Raw genomic sequence first — 19,996 nt, forward strand, 5'->3', positions numbered from 1 at the left:
GGAATCACTAACGTGTTTATAGAATATATACGTCTATGCGTCTGAATCTTAGGAACAAGCGTAAAAAACGCCTCCCTGCGCGGCTGAAAGCACCTTTGTTATGTCCTATCGGGCCTAAAATATCCTGGAACGGTCCGCCGCTGCGGCCTTGACTTCATGCATGACACTTTGGCTAATGGAAAGACGATACGCACACTCAACGTCATTGATGATTTCAGCCGGGAGGCGCTATCTATCACAGTGGACACTAGCCTCCCTGCACAACGGGTGATCCGGGAGCTGGAAAAGCTGCTAGAATGGCGCGGTAAGCCCGAGAAGATCCGATCAGATAACAGGCCAGAGTTTGTCGCCGAAGCCATGCGTACTTGGTGTGAGAAAAACGACATACAATGGGAATTTATCCAGCCTGAAAAGCCAACACAGAACAGTTTAATCGAACGGTTTAACAGAACATTCAGACAAGATGTACTGGACGGCTATATGTTTGACAACCTCCCACAGATTAGAAAATGCGCAGAGGCGTGGGCATGGATGTACAACAATGAAACCACATTACTCTTTAGGAAAACTGACGCCCACTTAATTCCTATTGAATTATGAAAAAATCTCCGCGTTTCCCACATTCCAACAGGATAATAATGAAAAATCAAATTGGAAATATTTAGTTTTGGGTGTAGCTAGCTAGGGGAAGATTACACCATGGCCTATGCCTACGCACGTTGGGATGCGCTATCAGCTTATCTATACCATGGAAACCTACAGATCGATAATAACCTTGTCGAGAATGCCATCCGTCCCATTGCGCTGGGACGAAAAAACTATCTCTTCGTGGGAAGTCATGAGGCAGCACAAAGATCGGCAATGATCTATTTGCCATTTGCAAAAAGATTGAGGTGAACCCCTACCAATGGCTGAAATACACCTTGGAGAATATCATGTCAATCAACCACAAAAACTTAAAAGATCTCTACCCGCAGAACTAATCTTCAGGAATCGAACATGTAGTTCGTCGGGCGGATACGATGATTTATTCATCGTATCTGTCAGCGTAATTTTCAATTTTAAAAGTAAACGCATTTTTTAATTCAGGTTTAATTATAATGTTTGAATATGTACCTTGAACTTCTGCTTCTGATTCCCAGCTACCTCGGGTAAATTTAAATTTTGCCGGACTTTTGAGTTTTAATATTATTTCCCGTTCATAATCTGATATCCTATTCATTTTAACTGCATTCGCATTCCAATTTCCTAAACTGGTTTGGTTGCCGGATATGTAAACAGTATCTTCCTTATTTGGAACCTTCAGCCTGATTGTAGTTTCATATTCTTGTTCACTTATTTCATCTTCTTCCTTTTCCTGAATATTTTTAAAATAAAACTCTAAAGCATTGTTTAATGCAGGAGGAAAGGTATTCCAATGACTGTTGTTTGTAAATTCATCTATTTTTATCAAAAAATTTTCTTGCCTTAAAGAATCCCTAAAAAAAGAATAAACGTGCTCCCTGGCGAATTTCCATTCTTTCCAATAGTTAATTCCTTCATCGGCATTACTTAAGTAAATGAAAGTTGGGTATTTTATTTTAGAATAATCAAATTTTGAAAGCCGTTCACTTAAATAGTTTTCGTCATAGGCAAGATTGGGAGATATTGCAATGTAGTTTCTAAACAAATTAGGCTTTTCAAGAAAAGAATATAGAATAAATGACGCTCCCAGAGAATGACCGATTATGATCTTCTGATCTAAAATTCTGTAATTCTCACGGATGTACGGCATAACTTCCTTTTCAATATACCCCATAAAATTGTCGGCATTCCCGGAGTATTTTCCAAATATTCTTTTAGAACTTTCTGTTTGTAATACCGGTAAAAAGTCATTGTTTCTAGAGTAATCAAGTGCTTCATTATACGGGGATGATATCCCGACTATTATAAAGGCACTGCTACCATTGGTTAAGAAAGATATGATGGAACTTGTGTAATCAAAAAATTCTCTGTTCTGACAATCTAAAACATAAATTACCTTAAAATATTCATTGGTTCTCCAATCGTAATCCACGGGTGTATACACCAAAATTTCTCTCTCCTGATTTAAAATCTCTGATTTGATTTTTACATTCTCAACTCTTGCAATTTGTTGAGCAAAAATTTGATTACAAAATAACGCTAATAAAATGATGAACTTCCATTTCATATGTTTTGCTTTTAATCACACACAACGATTCGCGGCTTTGCGAAGTTCGTAACCGCTAAACTTTCCACTAAGATAAAACTTCTTGCAAAACGAGAACGTGAATTAACCACAAAATTCGCAATCTCGCCAAACCGCTGTTGAACTAAACCTCCGGTAGCTTTCGCTGCGATGATTTTGTACCTTAGTATATATTAAATAACTGCTACTATGGTAACTAAAAAAAATCTCCGGAGGAATTAAGACCTGCCTTGAGCGTAGTCGAAAGGACGAACAAGTATTTGAATCGCGCTTGTAATGAAATTACAGGTTTTTCTGAACTTCTGCAACGTTTTGAACGAAAAATTTCTATTTTAGGACGAAGTAAACGCACTTTCGAAAATTATTCACGCCGTGTGGCTGCACTGGCGCTTCATTTTGAATCTTTACCCACCGATTTACATCCCGAACAGGTTAAAGATTATCTGTTTGAACTGCAGCAACGCTCCCATTCATCTTCTCAATCGTATTTTAAACACACCGTTTACGGATTGCGTTTTCTCTTAAATTCCGAAAATCTTCCGTACGATTATCTTCATTTACCCTCGATTCCTAAAGAAAAAAAACTACCCGTCATCCTAAGTCGAGAAGAAATTTGGAGAATACTCCAACATGACGGTTTGTTGTTTGAAAAGAATTGGGTGGTTTATGCCAAGCGACCTTTGGGTGGCCCCAAGCAAGTGATTGAATATTTAGGCAGATACACCCACAAAGTTGCTATAAGCAATCATCGGATAAAAAATGTAACCGAACAAGAAGTTACCATCAGCTATAAAGATTACAAAGACCAAAGTAAAACCAAGCAACTCACCTTAAAAAACGAAGAATTTACAAGGCGATTTAGCTTACATATTCTACCCAAACGCTTTGTGCAAATCAGACATTACGGAATTCTAAGCAGCAGTAGGAAACGCGGAAAACTCCAAAAATTTCTATTTAAAACTACGGTTTTCGCGTATATCCGCATGCTTAAAATGGAGCATGCGATCCAACTTTTACGCCAAAACATGCCCGCAGCTAATGTGGCTTACGAATTGGGCTATGAATATCCTCAACATTTTTCCACTGCTTTTAAAAGCTATGCAGGGGCTTATCCCTCCAATTTTATACCAACATGATAAAAATTATTGATACTAAAATCCTATCTGACAATTGGTATACCCTCAAAAAGGTCACCTACACCATCCAAAAGAGGGGGTAGAAAGTGTAGAAAGCAGGGAAGTATATGACAGAGGAAATGGAGCCGTTATTTTATTGTACAATTTCACTCACGTGATCTTAACCCGCCTACCCACTTTTATCAAAGGGAATTCAAGCGGAATGTTAATCGAAGCTTGTGGCGGCATATTAGATAAAAGTGATCCCGAAACAGCCATCAGGAGAGAAACAGAAGTAGAAACGGGTTACAAAGTGGATAAAATCCAAAAGATCTTTCAGGCCTATATGTCGCCAGGATCTGTAACCGAAATTCTACATTTCTATATAGCAGAATACTCTTCACAGATGAAAAAAGGTGAAGGAGGCGGACTGGAAGAAGAAGGTGAAAACATAGAAATTTCCATTCCAAAAACCCTATGAAATGATACGCAGTGGGGAGATTTGTGATGGAAAGACGATCATGTTATTACAATACTTAAAATTACATGTTTTCAAAAGAGAGGCTTAATACACCTCTCTAATCACAAGTAAGATTTCCGAAATCTCCTTACAGGCGTAGATCCTTTCATGTTCTACCTTTTCCTGATGAACTTCATGTGCCCAGGTATAAGTAAAAGGAACATAGGCCGCGTGTCCTCCTATACGGATCACCGGTAAAATATCTGATTTCATAGAATTACCTACCATCAAAAATCCTTCAGGCCTACATGAAATTTGTCTTAGAAAGACCTCGTAATCCATCTCTCTTTTATCAGACAAGATCCTAACTTCGGAAAAATATCTACCTAGTCCAGATTTCTTTACTTTTCTCTCTTGATCTAAAAGATCCCCTTTAGTAATTAAACACAGCGGAAACTTACCATGTAGATGATCTAAAGTTTCTTCCACTCCAGGTAAAAGGTTTATGGGCATATCTAATAAATATTTTCCGAAGCCCAAGATCTTTTGGACTAATGAAACCTCTAATTGATGTCCCATGATGCGCTCCGCAGTCTCTAACATACTTAAGGTAAAACCCTTCGCCCCAAAACCATAATAGGGAAGGTTCTTCATTTCCACCTCTAATAATTTAGCAGAAATATCTTCTTTTGACCCGAATGAACTTAGTAATGAACAAAAATCACCTTCTATCTCCTGAAAATGACTCTCATTTTCCCATAAGGTATCGTCCGCATCAAATGCTATTGCACTAATTTTCATGATTTTAAACTATTTTTATCACAAAAATCATTTGAGAATCAATTCAACAAAAGGACAATTGTCCCATGATAAAAGAAAATGAAAGGTTGCTCGAATTCTTTCAAAAGCAATCCCATAGTATACTTAAGAAGTCCTTTGACAAAACGGAAGTGATCATTAGGCAGGGTGCTCAATTAAACCATGTGTATTGCATCATTAGCGGGATAGTCAAATGCTATTACACAGATATTAATGACAAAGAGTTTATAGTAGAATTCTTAGGCAAAGGAGAAATATTAGGGGAAGTAGAAGCTATCCAAAGAGGCCAGGTGCTGTGTTCCATTCAAGCCCTCACTCCTTTAGAAACTTTTGTGGTACCCATTGACCATTTTAGAATGTGGCTGGAGAAAGATCTAGAGCTCAATCAATTACTCCTTGATTCCTGCACCAAACGTATAGTAGATACTGCAAAAAGAGCTTCTATTCAACAACTTAACGATATAGAATTCAATTTAAAACAATTGAAAGATTGGAAAAACCTTCCTATCTCTAAAACGGACCTGGCAGCATATTTAGGGGTGACGGTTCGTGCATTGAACCGCACCCTAAAAAACTATTCGTAATGCTCAGAAATCTTGTTACTAACCCTACCATTTACTTTAACATTCCTACCATAAATTGTAGTATAACTCAACTTAAAGTCTTGCGGTGTCAACCCCTTTGGCACATCAAAAATTTTATACTCCAATTCATGCCCATCCAGAGTAATAGTATAGGTCTTTGTCCCCGCTTTTAAGGTTAACACCTGCTTTTCTCCGTTTTCCAAAGTGGGATTCAAAAAGAAAACTTGAAGCTTTCCATTATAGTAAATCCCGGAAGAAATGACCTCTGAGTTCTTCTGCCCTACAAATGGATAATAGAAATGCACGTAGGTCCAGTCAGTAGAACGAGATCCTTCTAATGGCTTTAAAACTGCTTGAACGGCTGCCAACTTGCTGTGATAACGTCCCCAATAATCATCCTTATCGTAGAGTTTTTGTCCTTTCGCAGGCAACTCTTTCCTGTAAAACCCATCATCCCATGAAGAAATGGCCTGTCCACCGGAAAGCAATAACATAAAAGTATCATAGAAAATCTGCGACTCTCCTACTTCCCTGACATCCACAGAATTACCACCAAAAGTCCAAGGCTCTGTCTGAGGACGATGCTCTCCATATAGTTTAAACCTGGAATTGGCCTTACTGATGTCCCACTTACCCTTTTCTAGATATCCAAGCATCAAAAGATCCAGCATAATTCCATCCGCTCTTCTGTATATGCCTTCTACCCACATCTTAGTCTCCGGTTCCCAATACTTGGGATAGGGCCGCGCTAAGCCATTTTGGTGCCAGTCAAAGCCCCTCCTTGAATATTCACGTTTAATAGTGGCACTGCCATCTTTGGCCAGATCTACATATTGTCTACCAAACAATTGTTCTCCCGTTTTGGTATTTTGGAGAGCATATTTAATGTTATCGTGGGGTGTTCCCAAAACAGAAAAAGTTCTGTTATAAACCTTGATCTGAAAATCATCATTTCTGTATTTTCTTTTCCCCGAAGCGTCCGTAACAAACTTTCCATTTGATTTCTGGTAAATATCGGTTTTACTAAGAAAAGGCACTTTGGAGTATGCTCCTGAAGCATCCACATACCATGTACTATTTTTCCAGCCCGGAGAAGTCATCAAAAGATTTCTTACGTTAAACGCAGCCTCCACCTCTCTATCACTTAAATTATTGGCACCTCTGGCTACCTGAGCATTAAACCATTGTTGAACAGGTTGAGCGTACCAGAAGATGCGTAAACCCGGACCGGCTTCTGCTATCATTCCTTCATTGATATAACCTAAGAAGTCATAATGCCCCCCTCCCGACCAGTTTTTCTGGGTCATACTCTCTTCATCTAGCATGATCACAGCTTCATTTTGAGGAATATTATAACGGGCATCATCTATAGAATTTCCACAACAAGTCACCTTGAATACGTGTTTCCCTAATTCTCTAGCTCCTTCTACCGTTAAACCGTCATATGGAATATTCGTTTGATCATTAGGTAGATCTGCGATAGCCTTGACTTTCCCGTATTTTCCTCCATTTTTTCCCTCTTTGACCATATCCCTGGCAGCAATAATCAAAAGGTAATACAGTTGGTTAAAGTAATAGGAATTCTTACCTTCCCATGTTGCTCTTGGTAATGCGTTCAGATTCACCAGATTAGTAAAACCTTTGGAAAGCAAATTGATCTTCCCATTTTGTAATCTCTCGTCCTTATACAGTGGAAACCCGTAACCACCTACATGGGTTATTCCCTGAGGAACCTTCAAATCAGGAAAAGCTGACCAATCTGTGGTATTATTCCCCTTGGGTAGAGGATAGTTAAATAGCCCTTGTTGAACCGTTTGAGCCACCTTCTGCACAGAAGCTTTGACCCATTCTCCCTCTTCGTTTAATTGATATCCTAAGCTAGGCATCTCCTCTTTGGGGAAGTTGTCCGGAGGAAACAATCCTCCAAGATCAGAGTTCTGACTAAGGATCAGGGACTGATCAAAGGATTTGTTTTGAATTACGGTTCTAGAATCCTTGACAAGATTCTTCCCCCTGGGCACCATATAGGTACCGGCAGGGTCTCTTTGTATCAAGAAATAGCCATTCTTAAATTTTCTAGCAACCAACAAGCGCTCAGGAACCTCCCAAAAGCCAAGGATTACTTCCTGTTTATCTTGAATTATGGATTGCTCAAAATTATTCTCCCACTGGAAACCCCATTTCTTTAAGGTAGTAAAGATCCCACCTATGCCTAAACCTATTGTTAAAATTATATATTTCATTCTAGAACTATTCACGAGGATATAACGCAAAATCTGCATAAAAATGAAAAACCCCGAACAAAGTCCGGGGTTAAGTATAGATTCACGAATCGGATTATCTTCCGAATAATCCTGCTAAATTATCCAATACATTTCCAGCTTTGGCGCTATTTCCTTTGTTACCAAAGAAATCTCCCGCTAAGTTAACCAAAGCTCCCATAGGATCAGCCTGAGATGGCGCAGGTTTTCCTCCACCCAGTACACTACCTATCAAATTTCCTAATAATCCACCTCCTGAACTGCTGCTTGCTCCTCCAGAAAGAAGGCTTCCCAATAAATCACTTGCAGATGAAGATTGAGATTGCTTTTGCTGTCCCAAGTAACCCATAACCACAGGTGCTAAAACAGATAAAACAGAGCTAACTTGAGAAGAGGACAGTCCAGATTTTTGGGATAGGTTTTCTGTTACAAATCCTGCATTACTGCCGAAAATATGTCCTATAATCTTATTACCGTCTTCGCTTGGTCCAGCACTTAATAAGCCTGTAAGATTCCCCAAAAGTCCGCCGGAATGCTGACTTAAAGCATTATCAATATTGCTGGCCTGATTCTTATTTTTGGCATTATAATTCAAAGCGGCTATCATTAAGGGTACTGCTGCAGAAACGATCCATTTAGCCTTACTTTCTTCAATATTTAGCATTCTGGCTACGCCTGAAGTAACGCTGGAACCTATTCCTCCAGTAATTAGGTCTGAAATATTCATCTTGGTTATCTTGGTTTAAATTTATCTTTTGACGGAGAATTGCTAATTAGTAACAATTCCAGACCAATATACAAGAATATTTTAAAATCCTAAAAATCTAATTTCCCCTCTCTCCCTATGTCTAGTGATTGTCCTGAAATAGCACTAAGTGCCACTTTAAATACTGTAGCTAATTTATTAGTTTTGTTATCCCAATATTTCGCCTCAAAAGGTATAAATTTTAAAACCCTAATCCTGGGATCCTCTTTACCTTTTTCAAACCACCCCTCCATCATCTTATTCCAATACTTTTCAATTGTTTCTTTATCCGATGATACCTCAGCTTCACCATTTACTGAAAGGAAATTATAATCACTAACATGAGCAAACTGAATACTGACCTTGGGGTTAACTTTAAGGTGCTGAAATGTATTACTTTCTGAAGAAAACAAGTACCATATATTTCCCTCTTCATCCACTTCCTGTCTGCTCATGGGAAAGATAATGGACCCCAAAATTAGGACAAGGAATTAAGTTTGAATTATCAATTTTAATGCCTTGTAATATTATGGGAAACACACGTAGACAATTCAGTTCGGAATTCAAGAGCAAGGTGGTCTTGGAAGCCTTAAAGGAGCGACAAACGTTGTCGGAGCTTGCGTCATTATTTGGGATTCATCCACAGCAGATCACTAACTGGAAGAAGGATTTTTTGGAGAAAAGTGCTCAGATTTTTGAGTTGAAGTCTGTTGGGAAATCCACTATTGAGGAACAGGAGAAGGAACTTCTATATGCACAAATCGGCCAGCAGAAGGTAGAAATTGAATTTCAAAAAAAAAAAGTGGAATCAGATACAGGCCTTAAACAAAGGCTCTAAATGATCGAATAAACTACTGTGCATTTCTAAGCAATGCAATCTCTTGGGAATTCATCGCAGCGGCTTTTATTACCGTCCAGTAGTAGAGCGTAAAGATGATTTACAGCTCATGTTTGAAATTGACAAAATATACCTCAAATACCCTTTTATGGGCAGTCGGAGGGTGGTAGAGCAACTAACAAAGTTGGGCTTCTAGGTAAATCGTAAACGGGTTCAGAGGCTGCGATGGTTAATGAGGTTGGAGACCTTTTATCCGAAGCCCAATACGAGTATAGCAGACCCAGGCAAGTACAAATATCCCTACTTGCTAAAGAATTTTAAACCGGAAAAGACGAATCAAGTCTGAGCGGTGGATATCACCTATCTTCCCATGAAAACAGGCTTTATGTATCGTGTGGCCACAATAGATTTATATAGCAGATATGTGGTCAATCAGCAACACCATGGATGCCCAGTGGGTAGCCAACTGCTTAACAGAAGCTTTTGACCGAAATGGTGTACCCCAGATAATCAATAGTGATCAGGGCAGTCAATTTACCTCCGATGTTTATCTGGACTTATTGAAGGAGTAGCCATTTCTATGGATGGGAAAGGCCGAGCCGTTGCTTTATTGAAAGACTGTGGCGAAGTGTAAAGTGGGAGTATGTGTACTAAAATCCTGAAGAAGACGGCGTGGCATTATTTAAGCGAATGGTTTAAATTTTACAACCACGAGCGAAACCAACAGGGTATTGGAATGGATATTCCAGCAGAAAGATTTAACTTAGTGGCATAGAAAAATGGGTTATCCACAAGCGGGATAGGTTATCAACTCCCCCCCTGCCCCCCTATGTTAACAATAGTAATAATTGTCCTAAGAATGGGGTCCACTTAACTTTAATAATGTACATTCTTATAAATCACTATAAAGTGAATTATAAATTTATGGCCTTTAAAGTGTAAAAGCAAATTATTATGTTGTTATGAACTATAATGTAGCGAACAAATGGCCAAAAAAGACTCAATTTATATCTCTTATTGGTGATATAAATTGAGTATATAATTAATAGAACTATCGGAGCAAAGGGACAAAATTCAGAAAATCTGCCTTATTCAGGAAGAGTAGTAGTATTGTTGGTACTTATAAGTGACGCTGAACGCTAGCGGAAAATTCTGTTCAGATGCTATAACGCTAACTTCCAACAACTCATAAAGCTGATTGGTAATGCCGATTATCGAAGCAAATGGAGCCATTATCTTAACAGTATTTTTAGTGGAAGCAGTCGCAGTAGTACCTTAACAGCCCGTAGTCTACAGTCTTACCAAATGCCCAGCCTGTTGTATCGAATCGTGGGGAAAGGTGAAGTGCCAGGAGAACGGTTCGGAACAAAAGGCTGTACCGCTTTTCCGTCAAAAGGCTGCCCCGACGTCAGGAGGGAGTGCCTTTTGGCCACCCGGAATGCAAGGGTGTATAAATTCTGTACTACCCCGTACTGTTTTCAACCCATACTATCCCTGAAAATCCATCCCCCTACCCCCCAAAGCATCAGACCGAGAGCCAGTATTTTTAGTAACCCTTCAAAAATGGTCGTTATCAGCCCGACAAAGTAATTGCTGTAATGCTGTAAACCTCCATGACCTCTACGGTTAAACCGCCTCATCCCTACAAAAAGGTTAATGCCCAACCCAATAAAAAATTTAGCCGGGTAAGACAACTCCCGCAGATATTCTACAATAGTTACCATAACGCGATTCCTTTATACACCCCTAATTTAATCAATAACGTGTAAAAAGGTGACCCTTTCACGTGGTCACCTTATGTACCCTTTTGACAAATAAGAATGTACAATTTCTCAAATATTCTGTATTAAAACCCAGTTGGGAAGAAATCTGATATAAAATGAAAAATATTTTACCGTTAACTAATTTTCCGGCTAAAAAAGATTGAATATTTCTAATAATAAATATAACTTTATCGTATAATTATTTATTCACACGATTTAAACATTAATTACCATGAGAAAGGGAAATTTACACATTTTTGTTATCCTAATAATAGGACTTGTTTTCCACGAAAACAGAGTATATGGTCAAAGTTTTTGCGGAACAGCTCATCATTACGGAAATACCTTAGCAAATGCTATGTTAAAATCCGGGAACTCTTTATCGGGTTATTCTAACAATTGCAATAATTACATTGTCAATATTAAATTTCATATTGTAAGAAATACAAGCGGCACAGGTGGACAATCTCCCTCTGTGATTCAACCAATATTACATAATCTTCGAAACGCTTTTTCTAACCACGGAATATTTTTTAACAATCTTGGATATGATTTTATTGATAACAGTACCTACACTTCAAACTGGGGTGATGGTTGTGATACAAAGTTTAATAATCTAATTTCAATTAACAATGCCTCTAATGCCCTTAACATTTATCTCTTAGAAAATGATGATTGGAATATGGGAAAGGCTAGCGGCATTCCGGGAACATCAGTGGTTATTGGTGGGATGTATAATACTACTCCGATGGTGACCTCTAATGTATTAGTTCATGAAGTAGGTCACCTCCTAAATTTGTTTCATACATTCCATGGGTGTGAAGGAGGAGGAACTGATTGCGATGGGAACCCTGTGCCATCCGAGTGTTTAGAAAACCCTAATGGTTCAAATGGTACAACATGTGGAGATTTTGTGGCAGATACTCCAGCTGACCCATTTATCAATAATCTAAGTGTAAACTCAAGCTGCAATTGGGATGGAACAGTAGCCTCGATTAATGGCAGCAGTTGTGGTATTACAGGAGCTACTTATACCCCGTTAACAAACAATATAATGAGCTATGTCCCTCCCGCATGTATGAGTTCTTTTACACCAGGACAAGGAGATAGATCACGACTGGAATTAGAATATGGCTCTGTGCTAAGTGCGGTTAGCTGGTCACAAAATACTCCTTACTTACAGGATATGCTGTATGGGACCTCTGGTAATGTTAATAACTTTGTAAATACGGTAAATTCAGTTTCGGCCAGTACTTGGTATATTGTGAGAACTAATAATCCTTTCAACACTACTACAAGTTGGACACCCAGTACAGCTATAGCCGGATATGTTTCTGGCCCTCATGAATACACATTTCAACTTAGTCCGGGCCAGTCAGTTATGTTTACACTAAATGTAAGCAATAGTTGCGGTACATCCCAAAGACATATTACTTTTACTACGGGTTCTTCATATAAGGTTTTCCCTAATCCTGCTAAAGAGAAACTTACCATATCATTCGACGAAACTCCAGGGAAAGGTATTAAGAGTGTTCATATCGCACATGAATCGGCTGGAAGTCTCACTAAAATTTTTGATTTAGATGACAGAAAGTTGGCCGATTTTCTGAAGAATAAAGAAATCGCAATTGATATATCCGGATTTAAAAGAGGATTGTACTATGTGATTATTGAAGATAGCGAAAATCAGAAAGAGAGTATCAGAGTTTTATTTGAATAATATTAAATATCTTTTGTTATGTTAACAGTAACTAAGACATCCTCCTTGTTGTTAGTATTTACAATCAGTTTATTCGCTTGCTCTGAAGGAGATAGTGTATTAAAAAAAGGCGAATGTAAAAACTGTATTACACTTAAATACGGTGAAGAAGTTGCATTTCGAGACGGCTATAAAGTAAAGATAGAAGATTTATGGGATACCAGAGGTAAAAATTACAGCACAACTTTGGTTTACCCAGGTGCAAACTTTGGCCTCTCTTTAAGAGTTTTCAGCCCAACTTCTGACACAACTATTTCTATTAGTACTGCCGTATACAACAAAACAATACCCAAGTCAGATTTAGAGCCTTTGTTTAATAATACGTGGGGTACGAACTACGCTTTTGGTTATAAACTCGCGTTTTACGAGATTCTTCCGGTTATAGAAAATCCGGAAGCGCCTGTCGCACTCGAAGATTATATAGTTACGCTAGCAGTACGTAAAGAGTGATATTATCTCATAATGTGTATAATTAAAATCCTAATCTTTCGATAGGCATAAACCTGATCTTAGTTAGTTCTTTAACATTAATCATTACTCATCTGGAAGTTTAATAATCCGAAAAGCAATCACTAACTTATACTACCAAAATGGTATTTATCGAACACCGTACATGATGGATGTTTCTGGGATCAAGTCGAAAACGTGGGGGGAGATTTATCTAAGCATAGATATTTTTGAGTCTATATAGAAAGAATGTGATGTCTCGTACGCCCCTTGAAGAGGCTCTGAAGGCTTTTATTTTTGCATTAAAGGATTCCGCGGACGCATTTGTACTTCTGTTGTTGAAGTAGTTTAGTATGTGTAAATAGTGGGCCTGTACAGATTTGCAAACAGTGTTAAATGCGTCGATTCCACTCTTTTCTACCTGCTGGTACCATATTCCTAGCTTTTTAAAAGCATCTTCTTTTGCTCGGCTGTAAGTAAAAATATTGCCCAATTGAACCGATAACTTATAGGCCTGATCCAGTTTCGGGTAGCGTTCAAAAAGAAGATTAGCTCGTTCAAATTGAGATAACGTCCATTTACTCTGGTGTTTAAATAGTAAATACCTACTTCGTGCTAAAAGCTGCTTTAATGTATCTCCATTTGCCAGAATTTCCGGTTCGTATGTTTCATTTTTGCGTTTTGCATTTGTAATAGCTTCATTTTCCTCATTTATGGCTTCCCATCGGTACTTTATCCTTAATTCTTGAACTGCATCGAAAGCTAGTTTTTGTACATGAAAGCGGTCTATTACCCTGGACGCATTGGGAAAACTACGCCTGACGGCCTTTATCATGGTTGCTGCCATGTCTAAAGTTACTTCTTTCACCTTTTTACGAAGCTGCCAAGGAATCTTTTCGAGTACCGCACTAATATCTTCAGCACGAGTGCCTTTGATCATGGCTACTAGAGCACCTTTTCTGCCTGCTGCAGCTTTATTGGTAACGATTGTATAGAGTTCGCCTTGAGAAAGTGCAGTTTCATCAATGCTTAAACGTTCCCCAACATTCTCAGCAAACAACATCCACTCTTGTGCGTGTTCCCTTTGATCCCAATCGTGGTAATCACTAAAATGGTCTTTGTACTGCTGGCCCAATTGTTTTCCATCAACATGAAAAAAATGGCCTAATTGATGGCTACTTACCGGATTGTGGTCCAAATATTTTTTTTAAGAACAACCCAAATTCTTGTGTCATTCTAGATCCCTTTGCTACCAAATCCCAATCTCTACTGATGGTCTCACCACTCGATATTACACGCCATCTACGCCTAAGTATGTGTAAATAAACCTTTTTGCCGCGGATGGGGAAATCTTGAACCCTTATCTCAGGAAGAAAACCTTTCGATTCTAACTGCTCTTGCATATATCCGGCAGGAGCTACATTAAGCTCTTCTAAATGAAAGTTGAGCGTACCATCTACTTCTATAACTTTAGTACAATCAAAATAATCAACAATCTCTCTGGGAAACAATAACCTTACTAAGTCCTCCTGCACGCTCAATTTCTCCTATATTTTTCTCTTGCAAAGAAACTATAAATTTCATCTCCCCCCACGTTTTCGACTTGATCCTGTTTCTGTCCATAACCATCTGAAAATGAAAGAGAACGGATACTTGATTTACGTAAAAAAGGGGGATTTCATGAAGAAATCCCCCCAAGCAGAGAGAGAGGGATTCGAACCCCCGGACCTGTTACAGTCAACGGTTTTCAAGACCGCCGCATTCGACCACTCTGCCATCTCTCTAAGATTGACTGGCCGTCAATTCGGATGCAAAGGTAGGAGAATTTTTTATCAATACAAGCGCTGAAACAGGAAATTTTGCAGTTTTACAAGAGACAATTTTCAAAATCCCTTATTCTCAGGCATTTTCGTATTAAAATCTTTTTCAACTTTTTTCCCAACCATTCTACTCTTAACTTTGCAGTAAGAAAACTGTAACAAGTGGAACATACTGAATCATTGCCTACCGTCGAAACCGCCAAAAAACTTGGCCTACTACCAGAAGAATTTGACAAAATCAAATCCATCCTAGGAAGAGATCCTAATTTCACTGAATTATCTATCTTTTCCGTGATGTGGTCTGAGCACTGCTCTTACAAAAACTCCATCGTTTGGTTAAAAACCTTACCTAAGGAATCCGATAAAATGTTAGCCAAAGCCGGAGAAGAAAATGCCGGTCTAATTGATATTGGCGACGGATTGGCATGTAGCTTTAAAATCGAATCGCATAACCACCCATCAGCCCTGGAACCTTACCAAGGTGCAGCAACTGGCGTGGGAGGTATAAACAGAGATATTTTTACCATGGGCGCGAGACCTATCGCCCAGTTGAACTCCTTACGTTTTGGTAACCTTAACTTACCTAAAACAAAAAGACTCTTAAAAGGAGTAGTTAAAGGTATCGGAGACTATGGAAACGCCTTTGGTGTACCTACCGTAGGTGGTGAACTATACTTTGATGAATGCTATAACACTAACCCTCTAGTAAATGCCTTCTCAGCAGGTATTCTTGAAGTAGGTAAACAAGCCTCTGCCACATCCTATGGCGTAGGTAACCCTGTCTATATCGTAGGGTCTGCAACAGGTAAAGACGGTATTCATGGCGCAACCTTCGCTTCTGAAGATATCACTTCAAAATCAGAAGAAAAGCTTCCTGCTGTGCAAGTAGGTGACCCATTCATGGAGAAACTTCTATTAGAAGCTACACTTGAAATCATCAATTCCGGTTACCTGATCGGTATCCAGGACATGGGCGCCGCAGGTATCATTTGTTCTACCTCAGAAATGAGTGCCAAAGGTGAGCACGGAATGATCATAAACCTGGATGAAGTACCTACTCGCCAGGAAAACATGCACGGATGGGAGATCCTACTTTCTGAATCTCAAGAGAGAATGTTAGTAGTCATCCAAAAAGGCGGAGAAGAAGTAATCGAAGGGATATTTAAGAAATGGGATCTTCACTGTAAGAAGATTGGTGAGGTAACTGATACAAAAAGGTTGCACTTCTACCAGCACGGTAAACTAATCGCCGATGTACCTGCACACGATCTTGTCCTAGGTGGTGGAGCTCCTCAGTATCACAGAGAATACAAAGAGCCAGCCTACTATCAAGAATTCAAGAAATTTGACCCATCTAATGTTCAGGATGTGAAAAACACAGAAGAATTCAAGAAAGTAGCTAAACACCTGCTTTCACATCCTAACATTGCATCGAGAAACTGGGTATACGAACAATACGACAGCATGGTAGGTACTGCTAATGCTAGTACAAACCATCCAACAGACGCTGCTGTAGTACGTATCAGAACCATAGAAAAAGGTGATTTGAACAAGGGTATCGTCATTACAGTAGATTGTAACGGAAGATACGTTAACGCTGACCCTGAAATAGGTACTCAAATAGCGGTTTCTGAAGCTGCTAGAAACATAGTTTGTTCCGGTGGAGAGCCTTTGGCTATCACGAACAACTTAAACTTTGGTAATCCTTATAATCCGGAAGTATACTGGCAGTTTGTAGGCGCCGTTAAAGGGATGTCTAAAGCATGCCTAAAATTCAATACCCCAGTAACTGGAGGTAACGTGAGCTTCTACAACCAAAGCTCTGATGACGGTCCGGTATTCCCTACTCCTACTATTGGTATGCTTGGCCTCATTGAAAAATTGGAAAACAAAATGACTTTGGCCTTCCAAAACGAAGGAGATACTATTTATTTAATAGGTAAAGTCGTTGAAGACCTAGCCTCTTCTGAATACCTGTATTCTTACAGAGGAGTAAAAGCGTCTCCTGCGCCATATTTTGATCTTGAAGAGGAATTTGCTATGCAAAAAGCTTTGGCTTCATTAATCCAAAGTAAAGCAGTAATTTCCGCTCACGATCTATCTGACGGAGGTCTATACATCGCCCTTGCTGAGGCCGCTATCGCTAATAACCTAGGCTTTGATGTAAAAGCAGATGCTGGTCGTAAAGACGCGTTCTGGTTCGGCGAAGCTCAAGGTAGAGTCATCGTTTCCGTAAAAGATGAAGAAGCATTTGAAGCTGCAATTGCCCACTTAAATGTACCAGCTTTGAAACTTGGAAAAGTGACCAATGCTGATCACATCATTAACGGTGAGACCATCTTGACCTCTGCTGAAGCAAATGATTTGTATAAAAATTCCTTGAAAAATCTGATCGAAGCTTAATTCAGCAGATTACTGAAAGTAGAATTCTCATAAACCTTTCTTCCCTCAATGGCGGAGAAAGGTTTTTCTTTATCCAGTACCTCTAAAACCATCTCTTCTATCAATCCTTGTATCCCACTTAATAGTTCCTCCTTACTTAAGCCTTTCACTTCCATATCTATCCTATCATTCAAAGCGCGGAAACTGTAAAATCCATACTTCGCATCCGGAACCTCTTCAGAATGGATCAAAAAGAAATACAAAAGGAGCTGTCTAAATTTATCCCTTTTTCGCTCTTTTAATTCCTCCGTAAATGAAACCTCTGGATTATGAGTATAGGTTACATCTTCCACCTTACCTGTCTTATAATCAATTATGACCAAAGTATCTCCATGCTTTTCTAACTTATCTATAGCCCCTTCCACCTTCAGTTTAATTCCGCCAATATCCAGTATTTTTCGGAACTTCTTTTCTAAGGCAACAATGGTAAAAGGCTCCGTATAGGTCCGAATACGCATGTGGTAGTATTTTATAAGGAGATCTAAAGCTACTTTCTTCAACACTGCATTCAATCCATAACTGAAGTCAAATTCCGGTTTGCATTCTTGAATAAGTTGATCGAAATTCTTGATGACCCAAAGCTTTTGAGCTTCCAAATCCTCCTTGGTAATTGACTTTCCTACATAGGGAAGATCTGCCTTTTCAAGGGCATAGTGAATCAGTGTTCCAAATACATTCGCACCTATAGTGGCCTCATCCATATTATTTTCTCTGATCCCCTCTAAGTATTTCCAATAAAAGGCTAAGGGAGAGGTAAAATACTCCGATAAGGCCGTAGCACTCAAGCCTCTATTTGTAAAATAATCCTTGGCTTTCTCCAGAATCTCATCCGTCTTAGGTATGGTAATCTCCTTAGGTTTCACTAAATCCCCCAAATTGATCTCGGTAGTGCTGAATTTTATCTTCCCGTCCACCTTTGGATCTCTACATAACTCCTCTTCGATCTGGTAAATAAACCTACTTTTTTCCTGTCTTCCCACACCGGATCCTCCCTGTTGAACATATAAAATATTCACCTTTTCCGCTCTCTGAAGCAACCGATAGAAATGGTACGCCATAATGGCGTCCTGATCCGAATATGTGGGCAATTTAAACTCGAGTATGGCATCAAAAGGTAAAAAACTATTGCTCTTATTAGCCGTAGGCAGCTTTCCTTCTACAAAAGACAAAAAGGTGACCTCATCAAAATCCAAACATCGGGTTTCCAACATACTCATGATTTGCACCTTGGCATTCGGCTCTTTTTCAAATGGCAAACTCAAGCCCTTTAAAAACTCCTGAAAAAGCAAACGGAAAGCAGGTTTACTAACATCTAAATGCCTCTTGACGGAAGGCAGTTCCTTAAGTACTAATTGCGCAAATGGCTTTTCATTCCACTCTAGGGCTTCAACCGTTTTAAGTATACGTTCTACTCCCCTTACAAAACTTCCCACCTCAGTCATTCCCACAATCTCATCCCATAAACTGCCCTGTGACATCTTCAAATCCTCTCGCTCATAGAATAATCGGGTACTCTTATAAGCTAATCTTTCTAACTTAGTCCATTCCACTTCCCCTTTAACTAACTCCCTAATGAGAGGCTGTTCCATCAACATTCTAAGATCCTCTAAACGCAATTTTTCTTGATCAGAGATATCCAAAAGTAAATTTATAGCAGCCATAAGTTCGCTGGATTTCAAAGACATACCCCCTGATATATTGATCTTCATGTCAAGGCCAGGTACCAAGGTATAAATGGATGGTAAATCCATTTCATCAAGAATTACTACGGCATGTGAAGAGGAACTTGATTTCCTTACTAGATCCATAGCTAATTTGTTTTGTAAAACCTGCGACCCCAACTTATATACCTGTATGTGCTTTTCTGTCCCTTGGAGCAAAGATTCCTGAAAGTACCACTCCTTCCCAAATAACCTAGAAGACTTATACTTACGGAGTTTCCTACCGGCCTTATCTTTGGATTCCATATAGTAATCATCTGTATCCCAAATACACTTTGCTTTTCCTATATGAACCAAATGTTTGATAATCACCTCTTCCGCAGTACTTAGAGCATTAAGCCCAATAAAATAAAAATCTTCTTTCCATTCTTTGTCTATGGCCTTTTCAGCGGCAGTCCTATATAAAAGACCCGAATAACCTACTCCTTTCGCGGCTAAACGCTCTCGCAATGTATGGTAAACCAAACCCATCTTCTTAAAGAAGCTAAAGTAAGAACCCGCAAAATCCGTTACTACATTATTTTCAGCGTTAATCCCCCATCTTTTGAGCGCATCGGCCTGATCCAAATAGGTAAACAATCCCTTCGTATCATCTAAAAGTGAAGAATCTATCAAATTCAAATCCTTAACCAAGGTGGGAACCCAGGTCAAAAAATGCTCTAAAGTAAGACTTCCATCTAACTGCTTCCATTCCTTATATATCTCAAAATATAGATCAACCGACTTAATCAATTGCAAACCTGAAGTTTCCTGAATAAAATCATCTATAGATGAAATCTTAGGTGCAAAGAATGGAATAGCAGATAAAGACGCTAATTCTCTTCCAAAATACAGGGCTGCTCTCCTGCTCGGAAGCACAATATGGAGTTTTTGTAAATCACTTAAATCCTTTGCACTTTGAAATACTTCAGCTGCTGCTCGTCCTAAGAATGTAGTTGTCATACAGGTAATTTGAATTCATTAGCAAAATACAAGCATACCTCCAAAGTAAAAAATAAACCTTTATACTGTAG

18 protein-coding genes, 1 tRNA gene and 3 pseudogenes are annotated in these 19,996 nt (G+C 39.0%); 13 read left to right on the forward strand and 9 right to left on the reverse strand.

Features of this window, described 5'->3' with window-relative positions; genetic code table 11:
* Positions 1 to 156 precede the first annotated feature (156 nt).
* Positions 157 to 600: a DDE-type integrase/transposase/recombinase gene (locus LBYS_RS18655; protein ID WP_083794547.1), complete on the forward strand. Its 444-nt coding sequence runs from the start codon at positions 157 to 159 to the stop codon at positions 598 to 600.
* Between the two features lie 99 nt (positions 601 to 699).
* Positions 700 to 983, forward strand: a pseudogene (locus LBYS_RS19000) (IS66 family transposase); the annotation flags it as partial.
* A gap of 44 nt (positions 984 to 1,027) precedes the next feature.
* On the opposite strand, the gene LBYS_RS04845 reads toward LBYS_RS19000, so the two are convergent.
* The gene (locus tag LBYS_RS04845; protein WP_013407764.1) at positions 1,028 to 2,191 is read right to left on the reverse strand and encodes an alpha/beta hydrolase-fold protein; all 1,164 of its coding nucleotides are present in this window, start codon (positions 2,189 to 2,191) and stop codon (positions 1,028 to 1,030) included.
* 278 nt (positions 2,192 to 2,469) lie between these two features.
* On the opposite strand from LBYS_RS04845, the pseudogene LBYS_RS19600 reads away from it, so the two are divergent.
* From LBYS_RS19600 to LBYS_RS04855, 5 genes and pseudogenes are all read left to right on the forward strand, one after another.
* Positions 2,470 to 2,688: pseudogene (locus tag LBYS_RS19600) on the forward strand (phage integrase N-terminal SAM-like domain-containing protein); the annotation flags it as partial.
* 162 nt (positions 2,689 to 2,850) lie between these two features.
* Positions 2,851 to 3,153 (forward strand): annotated as a pseudogene (locus LBYS_RS19605) (IS91 family transposase); the annotation flags it as partial.
* Positions 3,154 to 3,201: 48 nt separating this feature from the next.
* Entirely contained in the window at positions 3,202 to 3,345 is a 144-nt protein-coding gene (locus LBYS_RS19610; protein WP_229310474.1) for a helix-turn-helix domain-containing protein, read from the forward strand.
* On the forward strand, positions 3,342 to 3,428 hold the full coding sequence (locus tag LBYS_RS20020; protein ID WP_510186328.1) for a hypothetical protein: 87 nt from the start codon (positions 3,342 to 3,344) through the stop codon (positions 3,426 to 3,428). Before LBYS_RS19610 ends, LBYS_RS20020 begins: the two co-directional genes overlap by 4 nt.
* 47 nt (positions 3,429 to 3,475) lie before the next feature.
* The gene (locus tag LBYS_RS04855) at positions 3,476 to 3,805 is read left to right on the forward strand and encodes an NUDIX domain-containing protein (protein ID WP_510186329.1); all 330 of its coding nucleotides are present in this window, start codon (positions 3,476 to 3,478) and stop codon (positions 3,803 to 3,805) included.
* 84 nt (positions 3,806 to 3,889) lie between these two features.
* Here the strand turns inward: LBYS_RS04855 and LBYS_RS04860 are convergent, their stop codons facing one another.
* Positions 3,890 to 4,585 (reverse strand): HAD family hydrolase, encoded by a 696-nt coding sequence (locus LBYS_RS04860; protein ID WP_013407766.1) that lies wholly within the window; start codon positions 4,583 to 4,585, stop codon positions 3,890 to 3,892.
* Positions 4,586 to 4,650: 65 nt separating this feature from the next.
* Here LBYS_RS04860 and LBYS_RS04865 point away from each other — a divergent pair, with 65 nt between their 5' ends.
* The gene (locus tag LBYS_RS04865) at positions 4,651 to 5,187 is read left to right on the forward strand and encodes a Crp/Fnr family transcriptional regulator (protein ID WP_013407767.1); all 537 of its coding nucleotides are present in this window, start codon (positions 4,651 to 4,653) and stop codon (positions 5,185 to 5,187) included.
* Here the strand turns inward: LBYS_RS04865 and LBYS_RS04870 are convergent.
* The 3 genes from LBYS_RS04870 to LBYS_RS04880 form a co-directional block, all read right to left on the reverse strand.
* Positions 5,178 to 7,430 (reverse strand): hypothetical protein, encoded by a 2,253-nt coding sequence (locus tag LBYS_RS04870; protein ID WP_041823443.1) that lies wholly within the window; start codon positions 7,428 to 7,430, stop codon positions 5,178 to 5,180. The genes LBYS_RS04865 and LBYS_RS04870 overlap by 10 nt on opposite strands.
* Before the next feature lie 94 nt (positions 7,431 to 7,524).
* The gene (locus LBYS_RS04875; protein WP_013407769.1) at positions 7,525 to 8,175 is read right to left on the reverse strand and encodes a DUF937 domain-containing protein; all 651 of its coding nucleotides are present in this window, start codon (positions 8,173 to 8,175) and stop codon (positions 7,525 to 7,527) included.
* Between the two features lie 89 nt (positions 8,176 to 8,264).
* Positions 8,265 to 8,648, reverse strand: a complete 384-nt coding sequence (locus LBYS_RS04880; RefSeq protein ID WP_013407770.1) for a pyridoxamine 5'-phosphate oxidase family protein — start codon at positions 8,646 to 8,648, stop codon at positions 8,265 to 8,267.
* A 74-nt stretch (positions 8,649 to 8,722) separates the two neighbouring features.
* Here LBYS_RS04880 and LBYS_RS04885 point away from each other — a divergent pair, with 74 nt between their 5' ends.
* From LBYS_RS04885 to LBYS_RS04905, 4 genes are all read left to right on the forward strand, one after another.
* A complete protein-coding gene (locus LBYS_RS04885) occupies positions 8,723 to 9,031 on the forward strand; it encodes a transposase (protein WP_013407771.1) in 309 nt (102 codons plus the stop codon).
* Between the two features lie 422 nt (positions 9,032 to 9,453).
* Positions 9,454 to 9,603, forward strand: coding sequence for a DDE-type integrase/transposase/recombinase (locus LBYS_RS19020; RefSeq protein ID WP_148225771.1), 150 nt, complete (start codon positions 9,454 to 9,456; stop codon positions 9,601 to 9,603).
* A 1,423-nt stretch (positions 9,604 to 11,026) separates the two neighbouring features.
* Positions 11,027 to 12,514, forward strand: a complete 1,488-nt coding sequence (locus LBYS_RS04900) for a T9SS type A sorting domain-containing protein (protein ID WP_013407773.1) — start codon at positions 11,027 to 11,029, stop codon at positions 12,512 to 12,514.
* Between the two features lie 18 nt (positions 12,515 to 12,532).
* The gene (locus LBYS_RS04905) at positions 12,533 to 13,003 is read left to right on the forward strand and encodes a hypothetical protein (RefSeq protein ID WP_013407774.1); all 471 of its coding nucleotides are present in this window, start codon (positions 12,533 to 12,535) and stop codon (positions 13,001 to 13,003) included.
* 211 nt (positions 13,004 to 13,214) lie between these two features.
* Here the strand turns inward: LBYS_RS04905 and LBYS_RS04910 are convergent, their stop codons facing one another.
* The 3 genes from LBYS_RS04910 to LBYS_RS04920 form a co-directional block, all read right to left on the reverse strand.
* Positions 13,215 to 14,198, reverse strand: a complete 984-nt coding sequence (locus tag LBYS_RS04910; RefSeq protein ID WP_013407775.1) for an ISAon1 family transposase — start codon at positions 14,196 to 14,198, stop codon at positions 13,215 to 13,217.
* The gene (locus tag LBYS_RS04915) at positions 14,176 to 14,535 is read right to left on the reverse strand and encodes an ISAon1 family transposase N-terminal region protein (RefSeq protein ID WP_041824239.1); all 360 of its coding nucleotides are present in this window, start codon (positions 14,533 to 14,535) and stop codon (positions 14,176 to 14,178) included. Before LBYS_RS04915 ends, LBYS_RS04910 begins: the two co-directional genes overlap by 23 nt.
* A 164-nt stretch (positions 14,536 to 14,699) precedes the next feature.
* A tRNA-Ser gene (locus LBYS_RS04920) sits at positions 14,700 to 14,784 on the reverse strand.
* A 198-nt stretch (positions 14,785 to 14,982) separates the two neighbouring features.
* Between LBYS_RS04920 and purL the strand changes: the two genes are divergently transcribed.
* Positions 14,983 to 17,223, forward strand: coding sequence for a phosphoribosylformylglycinamidine synthase subunit PurL (gene purL, locus LBYS_RS04925; protein ID WP_013407777.1), 2,241 nt, complete (start codon positions 14,983 to 14,985; stop codon positions 17,221 to 17,223).
* On the opposite strand, the gene LBYS_RS04930 is transcribed toward purL, so the two are convergent.
* Positions 17,220 to 19,925: a PD-(D/E)XK nuclease family protein gene (locus LBYS_RS04930; protein WP_013407778.1), complete on the reverse strand. Its 2,706-nt coding sequence runs from the start codon at positions 19,923 to 19,925 to the stop codon at positions 17,220 to 17,222. The two genes, purL and LBYS_RS04930, sit on opposite strands and share 4 nt — an antisense overlap.
* Positions 19,926 to 19,996: the final 71 nt, after the last annotated feature.

This window comes from Leadbetterella byssophila DSM 17132 (assembly GCF_000166395.1).
Lineage (GTDB): Bacteria > Bacteroidota > Bacteroidia > Cytophagales > Spirosomataceae > Leadbetterella > Leadbetterella byssophila.